Source organism: Methanobacterium sp. BAmetb5, assembly GCF_003491305.1.
Classification (GTDB): Archaea; Methanobacteriota; Methanobacteria; order Methanobacteriales; family Methanobacteriaceae; genus Methanobacterium.
The window spans coordinates 2,122,501-2,134,918 of record NZ_CP022706.1 but is presented as its reverse complement, the minus strand read 5'-3'; the positions used below and the strand labels follow the sequence as shown (position 1 = coordinate 2,134,918).

Genomic DNA, 12,418 nt, shown 5'->3' with positions numbered 1-12,418 from the left:
TAAGTAATTACTAAAAAAAAGATTTTCGAGATCCATCCCCTGAACTCTGTAGATTTTTGTTAGGGGAAGACTTAACTTATGGCCACTTCCTCGATCTGTTCTTTGGAAAGCTTCAAAATCATGTAATCCCCAATTTCGGAGATATCATTGTTGGATACGTGGAAATGCTTCCGGTTTAAGGTTCCTCCCATGGTGATGACCACGTTGTGGATAATACTCCCCTCGGGGTCAATTACCAGGTCCTGAATCTTGCCGACTTCTACACCCTCCCGGGTAAGGACTACTTTTCCTTCCAGGCTTTTAAATCTCTGTTCTTTGGGTGCAAGATCATCCAGTTTATCAGTTTTAACCATATTTTTCAGGGTTTCACCGTCAAATTTAACCTGAACATAGTCCCCTATTGCAGCTATATCATCCGTTCTAACTGCAAAATATTTTTTTCCAAAAGTAGAACCAATGGATATAAAAATCTGTTCAACTAAAGACTCTTTTATAGTAACCCCCAGATCTTCTACCTTTCCCACGTCTCTGGCTTCTATATCTATAACTTTCATTCCAATAAATTCACTGACTTTCATTTTCTCATCACCTGCCCACTGAATCAGATATCTTTTATTGTAAAGTAGATTTATAGTAGTTATGAAGTTTTTAATATATATTTATTTCCCATTACAGTCGCCGTATGTTGTTTTCTAACCATTACCCGAGAATTTCCAATTTTTAAAGCTTTAAAAACCGTATACTTTATTAACCTTCTCCCCTTCATGATGACACATAAAAGATAAGTGTAATTTACACCATAAATTATCATTAGGAAATCTTCATGTTTGCCAAATAGGAGTCTCTTAGGGGTTATGGAAATGATTGGGAAAGAGAAACTCGTAGAGAGAATAGAAGAAACAGAACTGGAAAAAGCACATGCCGGTAATGATCTGTGGGAGAAACATATCTACATGGGAGATAAAGTTCTCATTGTTGGCTATGAAAAAGAAGAGGCATATAACAAACCAAATCCCGGGGAAGAGGTAATTAAAAATTATTACTGGTACTGGGAACTCAGAGATTCTGGAAATTGGAATGTTTTATTCGATAATCATGATAAGGAGTTCAGTTTTTGTGAATCAAACGTGGGTGGGTACACGGATCAGGACCGGGTGGAAGATCTGGTGGGGGATATTGAAGAGGAAGATGTGTGCACCTGGAGTGAACAGGACTGGATCGAAGATATTTCAGAAGATATAGCCGAGGAGGCAATTGACTGGTTAAAAAGCCTTGAAAAATAGGTAAAAACTAAAAAAGGTAAAAATAGGGGAAGAATTAAAAAAAATCTATTCTTCCACTTCTTCGTATTCCATTTCACTTTTATCAAATTCAATCCGGAGTAATGAACCAAACACTCCTCCCACAGTGGCCACCACTATTTCCAGTACTAAGTAGATCAGGGCGGTGCTGATTATACTGACTATAAAGTCACCGTAACCCTGCAGGTACATCATCACTATTAAGATGACGTTGGTGATGATTCCACCAATTACCCCTAAAACAACCCCATTAAGGGCTCCATTCTTCTCAGTTTCATTTATGATAAAACCAACTACCAGCCCTACCAGTAAAAATGACGGTAATATTAAACTTACCCCGGAAATAATGTCGGAAATTATGTAGGATGTTAAGATTATTACTGCTCCAATTATCACTGTTCTCCATTTTATAATCTCTTTAATCACATTATCCACTCCTTAAATTGTTTTACATATTTATATGGCCTCAAAAAAATAGATTAAGTTAGAATATTGCTATTATTCCCCAACTAACCTATTTTTGAGGTGGTATCTGAAATTATCCTGTTTAGAGTTTAACATACGGATCCTTCATTACCGGGGAATACATGGAGGTGTAGACTGTAACTTTCGGCGAATTTATGTATAAATTGGGCATAAATTCCCCTGGTAATGATAATGGGAGGTCACCACCGAATACCTTTTTGCAAGGGGCCATATTCTCCACTGGAAACTTACCTAAATTATCAGTTAAACCAGTTCCATAGCAATTGTTTTTACAAGTATGGTTTAAATAAATATTCCAAATTTTATACCAATTTCACCCAAATCACCCTTAGGGAGTTAACAATTTATTTCATTAGGGGATATTGGTAAAGGGTTCTTGCAGTGATCAACCCCTAACTGTTTATTCTTCCATTTTTAATTTTTTTTCTCGTCTTTTAAGTACTATGAAACCTATAACCACCACCATTATAATTCCCGTTACTAAGTTACCTATAAATGATACCTGATCCTCCAAGGCCAGGTAGATATTTCCAGAGAACCAGGCCAGCATTCCCCAACCAAATATCTGCACTGCTGACCCCAGAAAGGTGGTGATGATGTATTTTTTCAGGTCATACTTGATCACACCACAGAAGAGGTTGATGGCTATGCTGGGAATAACCGGGAAACAACGAGCCAGGAACATGAAAATATCATCATAACGGCTCTTTTTGAATTTTATTTCCACTTCTTTCACATCTTCAACTGAAACTCCCAGGTACTTACTGGTCCGTTTTATGAAGGGTTCCCCCAGTTTATAGGCCAGGGTGTAGTACACAAAGGATCCCACTGTGATTCCCAGGGAAGCAGGTAGGACCACCTTCACCAGCAAAGTTCCCACCGCTGCCAGTGAAAAACTGGTTCCCTTCAGCAGGAGGAAAGTGGAGCTTAAAACTATTAAGCTGGCAGGAATTGGCACAATTATCTGTTCCAATATGCAACCTATGAAAACTGCCCAGGATACATTGGCCACAATGAAGGATTCGGTGATGTTAATTATTTCAGAGAACATAACAACCTCTAATTTTTTTAATAAAATCGTCTAAATAGAAAGTTTCAGATTTTAGGAATTTCAATCACAGGGAATGGTCTAATTATAACCACCGGAATAATTTGATTTTCTACCTTGAATTCTTTTTGGTGATTAATCTTTGTTTACCTCCTTATACAAAATGAGTATACCGGCAAACATCAACAGGCCAAAGAATAACTGGAAAATTCCTAAAGGTTCTTCCAGGATTAAAAAGGCAACAATTGCACCGAATAATGAACTGGTGGAAAATATGGAACCAGTCCGGGTGGATCCGATCTCACGGATGGCGATATAGATTAAAAGCATGGAAACACTCATACACCCTAAACTAACAAACAAAAGTAGGGGTACTGCATTTAAAGGAAGGTTGAAGCTCAAACCCATAAACAGACTTATTAACACTAAAATCAGCCCCCCTATTCCACATTTGATTCCCGTGAGTAAGAACAGGTCCCTTTTATTACTCAGAAATTTGGTTAGGGTGGTGTCCATACTCCAAAAGAAACAGGCTAAAATAACCAGGATGCTTCCCCCTAAGTTCTGCTGGAAAGATATGCCCTGCAAATTATTGGTGCTCAAAAATATAGCCCCTAATAAGAGAAACACAAAACCAAGTATGTCTTTAGCTTTAACTGTCTCTTTTAAAAAGAGTACACCCAGAATGATAATGAACAGTATTTCTACATTGCATAAGAGGGCGGCATTCACTGCGGTAATCTGATCCAGACCACTTAAGTACAGGGCCGGGGCCATGACTGCACCACAAATGGCGGTCAAAAAGAGGGTTACATAGTTTTTCCCGGTGATATGAGTTTCCACCTTGCTTTGGCGGTGTATAACCTCCAGTAAGGAGGAATTTAGGGGTGAAATTCTTATTAATAACAGGAACATACTGGCCAGGGTGTAAACCATTGCCGCCAGCACCAGGGGATGCAGGTAACCCAGTAATATTTTATCCAGGGAATACCAAACCCCAAATAGCATTGCCACTATTATGGCACTTAAATATCCCCAGAAACGACTCATATTACACCCTGCTTGGAACTTAATTTACACTTATCTTAGGATTGCCTACAGATCCATTTAATGAAAGGCATCTACATTGATATCTTGATTAATAGAAACTTTCATAGGTTTATATACTTGTGTACAAAACTTAGTAAACTGCAAGGGAGAAAAATATGAAAACTGCTTATTTACTGGTGTTTGATGGTTTGTCTGACTGGGAACCGGGCCTGGCAATTGCTGAAATAAATAAATCAAAAAAATATCAGGTTAAAACTATCGGTCTTAACCAGAATACGGTAACTACGGTGGGAGGAGTTTCCATAGTACCGGACTACACCATTGATGAGATAAATTATGGTGATGCTGCCCTTTTCCTATTACCCGGTGGGGAGTTACTGGAAAAAAGTCCATTAACCCCATTGGTGCCGGTGGTTAGAAGGTTCCGGGAACTGGAAATACCAGTGGCCGCTATATGTGGACCTACCGTTTTTCTAGCCCGCCATGGTTTTTTGGAAACTGCACAACATACCAGTAATGGAAAAGAGTACCTTCAGGATTTAATAGGAGATTATCCCGGCAGTGATTTATACCTTAACCAGCCATCTGTTTCTGATAAAGGGGTGATCACCGCAAACGGCATAGCTTCCGTGGAATTTGCCAGGGATATACTCGGTGAACTGGATATTTACGACCAGGAGACCCTGAAAAACTGGTACGACTTTTTCAAGAATCCCTGGCTGGAGGATTGAGTACTTTTTTTATTCCTCATCCAAACCCCATTTTTTCCTGAATTTTAATTTCTGCTGGGCAGTCATCCAGTGGCTACCGTCACAGTAGGGTTTATTTTCTGATTTCCCACAACGACAGAGAGTAACCCTGTTACGAGCTTCGTAGAGTGTCCCATCAGCTGATTCTATGGGTATTTTCCCTCTCACCCATATTGGACCCTGGCATTTCTTCTGTTCATCGTGGACTAAGACAATTGAGGGTTCAAATTCCTTTTCAAAAGGTTCGCCTGTTTTTTTATCCCATAAAACCAGTCTCCCTGAGGGGCATATCATGGCTTCTTCAATGGCGGTCTGTTTTGCCTCCGGGTCACTGGATTTTTCAATTAAATTTCGTATACCTCCTGATCTGAGGCAAAAACGGGAGTGGTCACAGAATTCATGGGCATCGGTTAATTTCAGTTCGGGCCCTTCAAATATTTCCGCCTTCTCCAGGTAGGGTTTTCTGCTGGCAGTTTCAGTTCCATCGAAACCCGTGCCAACGTGTGTGCCATCACAGTATGGTTTGTCCTTGGATTCTCCACATCGACACAGGGTGTAAGTTTCTTTAACCGGATACTGTTTTTCATCCAGCAGATCTTTGGTGTGGCCGGCATCATCCGTGACTATTACCTGCTGGTAAAGGGGCACACCACCAGAGACAATATAAGGTCCGTTTTTAACGATTTTGATCTTCATTTCTTTTTTATCCTTATCCATCAAAACCCTCCTCGGATATTCTATATCTTTATTAATCTTACTGTATAACTAATTAATTATATGTGCCTCTTTAAAATTTAAAAGAAGATAGATTAATCTTTAAAAATAGATAGTTAACCCATTTATTGACATTTTGGGGGTTTTGACCTGGTTAATATCCTGATTCCTATAATATTAATTTTAGTAATTGTAGTTTCCGTTTCCATGCTCTGGCCACTGGCCATTGGTGCAGCCTACTCCCCTTCCTCCATGAGGGTGGTTCGCAAGATGTTGGACATGGCCCAAGTGGGTGACAACGACTTGGTCTATGATTTGGGCTCCGGGGATGGTCGGATAGTAATTGAAGCCGCCCAGAGATACCATGCACTGGGAGTGGGGGTGGAAGCTGATCCCCTGCGGGTGATGTGGTCCTGGTTTAGGATCACCCGGCTAGGACTCAAGCAGCAGGTGAAGATCATCTGGGGTAACCTTTTCCACCAGGATATAAGTAGGGCTACGGTGGTGGTTCTTTTCCTGTGGGGACGGACCAATGACAAATTGAAGGAGAAACTCCAGCAGGAGCTTGAACCCGGAACCCGGATTGTATCTTATGTCTGGAAGTTCAAAGGATGGGATCCAGTTAAAGTAGATAGAAAGGACCGGATCTACCTTTACATTGTTGATTAAGATAAATCTGACATTCCAGAGACTATTTAATACTTAGAGAAGTTTAGATTTAAAAAAAACTATTATTTTAATATAAGAGAGACCATAGGAAGGGCGAACCCACGGCAAAGGCCACGAAGGTGATGGCCATACCTAACTTGATTCTTTTGGATATTTTCCCACTATTTTCCATGGACTGGTCCTTTAATATGGACATCGCACTGTACAGGAAGATTACAATGGCCAAAAAGAGCACTGGAAGATAAAAAACACTGAAAACACCCATAAAATAGAGTATTGGACTGGTAACACTGGCAATTATCATGAAAAGGGCAGCTAATAGGGAGGAAGTCCGGTTACCATACACTATGGGCAAAGTGGTAGCCCCTTCCTCTTTATCACCCTCCTGGTCTTCCATGTCCTTGACGATTTCCCGGGCCACTGTCATTAAAAAGGCATAAAAACCAAGATAAATTGAAACTGCTATTTGTTCCACTGCTATGCCTCCAAAAACAAAACATAACCCGGTTAAAAATGAAATACTTAGGTTTCCAATTAAACACTTTGTTTTCAGGTCCCGGGCATAGTAGATCATTAACAGGGAACTGGAAAGTGCGATAATTCCCAGAAGCAAGTTTATGGCAAAGGCGATGATTATGCCCACGGCAAATAGGGAAATTGAATATATTAATGCTCCTCTAAGGGAAATTCTCCCGGAAGGAATGGGGCGTTGTGGTTTGTTAATGGCATCGATCTTGTGGTCAAAATAGTCATTTATACTGTTCCCTGCCCCGGTAACCAGGAAAACTACCACTGCTGCCATTAATACTTCTAAGGTGAATTTACCACTAATGATTGCCATTAAAAAAATGGCAATAACCGCCATTATTGCATTTCCAGGTCTTAATATTTCTAAATAGGGATTCATGATAACACACAAAGTATGGTTAAATTAATTGTTTAGATAGTATAACTGATTTATTTTCTTTAGAATAATAAAATTTCATCACTATGAGTCATCACTGATCTAGTTCATCACTGACTTTCAATGAACTCTTTAGCAAGGAGTTTTATTTAACAAAATACCCGGATAAATGGTGAATTTTAATTTTCATAATCAGGACCCGAGTCTTCCTGGTTTCTTATCCTCAATTCTTTCTGGCATTTTTCCAGTTCCCGTCGCAGCAGCACCAGCTTTAACCATAAGTAAATGGTCAAACCCAGTAATATGAAAAGGAGGATCAGTAAAAATCCAGTTACAATACCAGCTGCCATGGCCTGCCATAGAAGGGTAAACCCGTAAATCAGGTAAAACACTGCACCTATAACTCCTAAGATAAGTGCCAGGATTACAACTATTTTTAAGGTTTTTAAAAGCTGTTTTGTTTCCATATTTTCCCCAGGGATTATTTTATTGGGATTTTATTATAATTTTATATACATTTTACCCTATACAAATAGTATACCATGTGTACCATCCTTGAACTTTGCTTCCCGTTGGTGAAGGGGACTCTGGTTGTATGGTACCCGTTGCATATCTCTTATGTGACTCATTTTATTATTTAAATCACCCTATCCGAGGATGTATGAAAAACAATATACCGGAACTTTTAGCCCCTGCCGGATCCATGGAATCCCTGAAAGCCAGTGTTAATGCTGGTGCTGATGCAGTTTATCTTTCGGGTAGAAGATTCGGTGCCCGGCAGTTTGCCCAGAATTTCAGTGTAAAAGAAATGGAATACGCCCTGGAATATGCCCATATACGTGGCGCGAAGGTTTATGTTACAGTGAACACCCTTATAAAGGAATCCGAACTCCCTGCGGTGAGTGAAAATCTTTACCAGCTCTACAGTCAGGGAGTGGATGCGGTGATTGTCCAGGATCTGGGTGTGGCCCGACTGGCCCGGAAACTTGTTCCCGACCTGGACCTGCACTGTTCCACCCAGATGACCATTAATAATCTCCAGGGTGCGATTTGGGCCGTAGATAATGGTTTTAAAAGGGTGATCCTTGCCCGGGAGATGTCCCTTAGCGATATTAAAGAGGCAGCCCAGGAACTGTCTGGAAGGATAGAACTGGAGATATTTGGCCACGGGGCTATATGTTACTCCTATTCTGGTCAGTGCCTTCTCTCATCTTTTATTGGAGGTAGAAGTGGTAATCGAGGTATGTGTGCCCAGCCCTGCCGTAAACAATACCAGTTAATCCAGACCAAGACAGATAAATATGGGAAATATCAGGAAGGAGAAGAGATTCCCCTGAAAGATCATTACCTCCTCTCCACCCGGGATCTTTCCATTTATCCCTATCTGGACCAGGTAGCCAGGGCCCAGGTAAATTCCATAAAAATCGAAGGACGTATGAAGCCCCCAGAATATGTGGCCAATGTGGTTAAGGTTTACCGTGGTGCACTCGACTCAATAGCTGCCGGAAAATGGAAACCAGATGAAAAGGAAATCTCTAAACTCAAAATGTGTTTCAACCGGGGACTGACCAAGGGTTGGGTTATGGATGCCTCCGGTGAGTCAATGATGGGGAGGAGTAATCCGGGTAACCGGGGATTGTACCTGGGAAAGGTGATTGATTTTAATAAAAGAAGTGGTGAAACCATCATTGGACTCAAAAGTAGGGTTAAACCCATAAAAGGTGATGGTTTACTCTTCAAACAATCAAGGTACCAAAAAGTAGACAAACTATGGGGAACTATTCTGGAAAGTAATCCTCCAGTTGCTGGAAAGGATAGGTTATCCCTAAAATTAAGGAAAAAAGTAGAAAATGGGAGCAAAGTCTTCCTAACTCGTAGAAAGTCTCTGGTTGATGCCGCCCAGGATATGGTTAATGATCCCCAGTTACCGGACAGAATCCCCCTGGACATTGAAGTTCATTGGGATGAAGAGATGGTCCCAGTTATCCGGGTAGTTGCATCCCCTATTGGTAGAAAAACTGTTAAAATTGATTTTAAAGCAGATTTTGCCATGGAAAAGGCTATTAAAAGGCCTTTGTCAACTGAGACAATTGGGAAACAGTTGAAAAAAACTGGTGGTACACCCTTCCTAGTCAAAAATCTATCTCTGGATTATCCGGGAGGTTTATTCACTCCCCTTGGTAATTTGAATCATTTAAGGAGACAGATCCTGGAAAAAATTCAGGATAAACTTCTGGAAATGTATCGACCCTCGGGGGAAGAAGTTCAAAGTGTGGAAACCCGTTTAAACCAACTCAATGTGTCTTTTAATTCCTCCTTGAAAGCTTACCCTGGATCCGGGGAATTTGATGAAGAAAGTGGGAGAACTGATTCAAATAGTGAGGGTAAAGATTCAAATATTAGGGGAAATGGTTCAAGTGTTGAGGGAAATGGTTCCCAACCAGGCAAAACTATTCCGTCACTAGATCTGGCGGTCTACGTTGACGATCTTCTTTCTGTGGAGGCTGCCCTCCAGTCCGGATGTCGCAGAATCTATTTCCAGCCCCAAATAAATACCAACTGTGCCCGAAAAATTTCGGATGGTTTAATCGGTTTAGAACCGGGCAGTGACTATTTTGAATTGATGGATTCCTCTTTAAAAGAAGCAGCTCTCCGTTGCCAGGAATATGATTCTGTTTTAATCTGGAAATTGCCAGATATTACCAGTAAAAGATTTTTAGAGGGTGCAATTAGTATCCTTAACCATGACACTGGAAAGAACATTTCCGGAGTGATGGTGGGGAGTTTAGGGGCATTCTGGGCTTTGAAGGATATTTCTTCCCCCCGGGACTGCTATGGTTCCCGTGCCCTGAATATCTGGAATCATATGGCGGCTTTGGAACTAATCCGTGAGGATGGTGGTTCAAACTGTTTAACTAGTATCACTTTATCCCCGGAGTTATCCCAGAAGGAGTTAAAACAGGTTGTTTCCAGAATACGAATTGAACACTCTTCTATACTAGTTGAATTCTTGGTTCAGGGTAATTTAGAGGCCCTTGTAAGTGAAGACTGTCTTCCCTGCGTACTTCCGGATAAAAGCATGGTGGAAAAATTTAGAGGCTCCTCTCAGAATGTGTTCGGAATAAAAGATGGTAAAAACCGGATTTTTCCCCTTAAAATTGATGAAGAATGCCGAACCCATATTGCAAATTCAGTGGAGCTGTGCCTAATTGATTACCTCCCTGCTCTTAACCGTAGCGGAGTAAATAGTCTGGTTATTGATGCCCGTGGCAAGCCAGTTGATTACCTAACTCGGATGATATCCTTGTACCAGGAAGCCGTGGATTTAACCCGGGCCAATACCTCTAAACTGGGAGCCAGATTAAATTCCCTTAAAAATCAGGCCAAAAAAGTATCCAACGGAGGAATTACCACTGGGAACTTCCTCCAGGTTAGGGATGAAGGGAATAAATAATTGATTTTATAGAGGTAAATTCAGCCACTGGAAGACTCCCATCATTTTCAGGGCAATGTAGATCAGTAAGGCGGCAAATATGTATTTTAACTTTTTTTCAGGAATGTTATGGGCCGCTTTAACCCCCACTCTGGCCATAGGGATGCTGGTCCCGGCCAAAGCCGCAAACTGTAGTAGATTAACATACCCTACAGAGTAGGGAGGTAAGCCAGTGGCATTGATTCCCGTGAACATGTAGGTTACTATTCCTCCCAGGGATGCAAATATGATAAACGCTGTGGAGGTTCCAATGGCCTTACGTATGGGAAACTTCAGGAGAATATTTAAAAGGGGCACCATGACCACTCCTCCACCTATACCTAACAATCCGGAGGAAAACCCTCCTAAAAATCCCCAGAATAGGTAGGATTGTTTTGGGTGTGAGGGATCCTTATCTATTTCTGGATACCGGGATGCAATCATCCACAGCGCACTTCCCAAAGCCAGTACCCCGAATATGAAACTTAACAGTGCAGCCGGGGATTGGCTGGATATTACGGCCCCTAAAACACCACCCATTATCCCGGTTATTCCCAGAATAATAGCCGGACCAGTTAGTACTGCCCCCCGGCGCCAGTGCCCCAGTGCCCCACTTAGTGCCGTAGGTAGGATCACCATTAAACTGGTGGCAAAGGCCACCCTGAGGGAGGTATCGGGGTCAATGCCCAATGCTGTGAGGAGGAAGAACTGGACTGGTACCATGATGAAACCTCCTCCAACGCCCAGTAAGCCTGAAGCAAATCCCACGAATGTGCCGGTTAATAAAAGAATTAATATATATACTATTAAATCCATTAGAAATCATTCCTCAACTTTAAAAACATTCATAGCTAATTCGTGGTGTTTATTATCTTTTTTAGTTTTCTTAAATCTTATCCAAAGTATTAATAAAAGTTACAGTTATATTAATTACGTGTTGATGTGGAAGTTATATTTAGGTAACTTGGTTATTAATTAAAGAAATTGGCAGGTTAATCCATCATCTATCAGTGCGGATAGTTAAAAGTTAGTCAAGTACTAATATCAGGTTAATTAAAAGTTCTACTAAATTAAGTGTAAAAAGTACGGTGGTATATTGGATTTACGTGATATCAAAGGCATAGGCGATAAGTTAGCCTCCCGCATCATCAATCATTTCGGTAGTCAGGAAGAATTTTTTAAGGCAGCCAGTAACTATGAAGTTTACCGTCTGGCAAGTATGGAAGGAGTCAGCCAGCGCAGAGCGGTGGAAATCATAAACACAGTTTTAGGTAATCCTTCAGAGGAGTTTTTAAAAACTGAAAGGGCAGTCCAGATATACGAAGAAATTGTTCAACGTATAATACATTATACCAACACAGAATATGCTAAAAACCGGGTTTTACTCCTTGGTCCGGGCAAAAACCCGGAGCTGATCCAGAAAAACTTGGAAATGGTTATGGAAGCTAAAGAGAAAGCGGCTCATCTTCCACGGGATGAACTTAGAAATTTATTTAAAAATGTGAACTTTTCCCAGTCTACCCGGCCACGATACGACACTTCCAAGGCCATACTGGTAGAGTCCCGGGAGGACTACTCCAGTTTAATGGATCGTGAACTAAACCAGTACGCCCAGATCATCCATATTCAGGAAGTGGGAAGTCTGGATGAATTCGAACTGGTGATCTACGTCTACCGGGACGGTGCACTGGAACTGGACAACACTCCCAACCTGGCCATGGTTAACTGTAATGCTGAAGACCTGGAGATCGTTCCAGAGATAGTTCTATCATATTATCAGGAAAATCAGACTCTCCTGGAGAACATATTAAAAATTAGGGAAATATTAGGTTATCCCTCTGTCCTGGGGGATGTTTTAAGCATACTGGATTCTCTTAAGGCATCAGGTGTTGATGAAAAATCATTTGACACTGCGGTGAATCAGGCCAAGGAATGGGCAGATAAAGAACTGGAAGATGCCATTAAGAAGGTTGATCTTTCGGGGGTAGAGGTGCTGGACCTTCTGAACAAGGGCATGTCCCCCAA

Annotated in this window: 13 protein-coding genes (1 of these 13 cut by a window edge); 5 read left to right on the top strand and 8 right to left on the bottom strand. The window is 41.2% G+C overall.

The features are described from left to right. Positions 1–71: 71 nt before the first annotated feature. The gene (locus CIT02_RS10625; protein ID WP_292612319.1) at positions 72–578 is read right to left on the bottom strand and encodes a PRC-barrel domain-containing protein; all 507 of its coding nucleotides are present in this window, start codon (positions 576–578) and stop codon (positions 72–74) included. 282 nt (positions 579–860) lie between these two features. Between CIT02_RS10625 and CIT02_RS10620 the strand changes: the two genes are divergently transcribed. Then, positions 861–1,283, top strand: a complete 423-nt coding sequence (locus tag CIT02_RS10620) for a hypothetical protein (RefSeq protein ID WP_292612318.1) — start codon at positions 861–863, stop codon at positions 1,281–1,283. 45 nt (positions 1,284–1,328) lie between these two features. Here CIT02_RS10620 and CIT02_RS10615 read toward each other — a convergent pair whose 3' ends face one another. The 3 genes from CIT02_RS10615 to CIT02_RS10605 form a co-directional block, all read right to left on the bottom strand. After that, the gene (locus CIT02_RS10615; protein WP_292612317.1) at positions 1,329–1,727 is read right to left on the bottom strand and encodes a DUF5518 domain-containing protein; all 399 of its coding nucleotides are present in this window, start codon (positions 1,725–1,727) and stop codon (positions 1,329–1,331) included. A 460-nt stretch (positions 1,728–2,187) separates the two neighbouring features. Next, a complete protein-coding gene (locus CIT02_RS10610) occupies positions 2,188–2,838 on the bottom strand; it encodes a DedA family protein (RefSeq protein WP_292612315.1) in 651 nt (216 codons plus the stop codon). 132 nt (positions 2,839–2,970) lie between these two features. Then, the gene (locus CIT02_RS10605; RefSeq protein WP_292612313.1) at positions 2,971–3,885 is read right to left on the bottom strand and encodes a DMT family transporter; all 915 of its coding nucleotides are present in this window, start codon (positions 3,883–3,885) and stop codon (positions 2,971–2,973) included. A 155-nt stretch (positions 3,886–4,040) separates the two neighbouring features. On the opposite strand from CIT02_RS10605, the gene CIT02_RS10600 reads away from it, so the two are divergent. Continuing rightward, complete coding sequence (locus CIT02_RS10600) at positions 4,041–4,616, top strand: type 1 glutamine amidotransferase family protein (RefSeq protein ID WP_292612311.1); 576 nt, start codon at positions 4,041–4,043, stop codon at positions 4,614–4,616. A gap of 9 nt (positions 4,617–4,625) precedes the next feature. Here the strand turns inward: CIT02_RS10600 and CIT02_RS10595 are convergent, their stop codons facing one another. Beyond that, positions 4,626–5,351: a CDGSH iron-sulfur domain-containing protein gene (locus tag CIT02_RS10595; protein WP_292612309.1), complete on the bottom strand. Its 726-nt coding sequence runs from the start codon at positions 5,349–5,351 to the stop codon at positions 4,626–4,628. A 204-nt stretch (positions 5,352–5,555) separates the two neighbouring features. Between CIT02_RS10595 and CIT02_RS10590 the strand changes: the two genes are divergently transcribed. Continuing rightward, positions 5,556–6,017 carry an SAM-dependent methyltransferase gene (locus CIT02_RS10590; RefSeq protein ID WP_292612307.1) on the top strand — a complete coding sequence of 154 codons (462 nt, stop codon included), beginning with the start codon at positions 5,556–5,558 and terminating at the stop codon, positions 6,015–6,017. A 67-nt stretch (positions 6,018–6,084) separates the two neighbouring features. Here the strand turns inward: CIT02_RS10590 and CIT02_RS10585 are convergent, their stop codons facing one another. After that, on the bottom strand, positions 6,085–6,924 hold the full coding sequence (locus CIT02_RS10585) for a UbiA family prenyltransferase (RefSeq protein WP_292612304.1): 840 nt from the start codon (positions 6,922–6,924) through the stop codon (positions 6,085–6,087). 176 nt (positions 6,925–7,100) lie between these two features. Then, positions 7,101–7,388: a hypothetical protein gene (locus tag CIT02_RS10580; RefSeq protein ID WP_292612302.1), complete on the bottom strand. Its 288-nt coding sequence runs from the start codon at positions 7,386–7,388 to the stop codon at positions 7,101–7,103. A 194-nt stretch (positions 7,389–7,582) separates the two neighbouring features. On the opposite strand from CIT02_RS10580, the gene CIT02_RS10575 reads away from it, so the two are divergent. Continuing rightward, positions 7,583–10,375, top strand: coding sequence for a U32 family peptidase (locus CIT02_RS10575; protein ID WP_292612300.1), 2,793 nt, complete (start codon positions 7,583–7,585; stop codon positions 10,373–10,375). Between the two features lie 6 nt (positions 10,376–10,381). On the opposite strand, the gene CIT02_RS10570 is transcribed toward CIT02_RS10575, so the two are convergent. Continuing rightward, positions 10,382–11,209 carry a sulfite exporter TauE/SafE family protein gene (locus CIT02_RS10570; protein ID WP_292612298.1) on the bottom strand — a complete coding sequence of 276 codons (828 nt, stop codon included), beginning with the start codon at positions 11,207–11,209 and terminating at the stop codon, positions 10,382–10,384. 280 nt (positions 11,210–11,489) lie between these two features. Between CIT02_RS10570 and CIT02_RS10565 the strand changes: the two genes are divergently transcribed. Further along, positions 11,490–12,418: the beginning of a helix-hairpin-helix domain-containing protein gene (locus tag CIT02_RS10565; protein ID WP_292612296.1), read on the top strand. It continues 967 nt past the right edge of the window; the window shows 929 of its 1,896 coding nt (coding positions 1–929); the start codon lies at positions 11,490–11,492; the stop codon falls past the right edge of the window.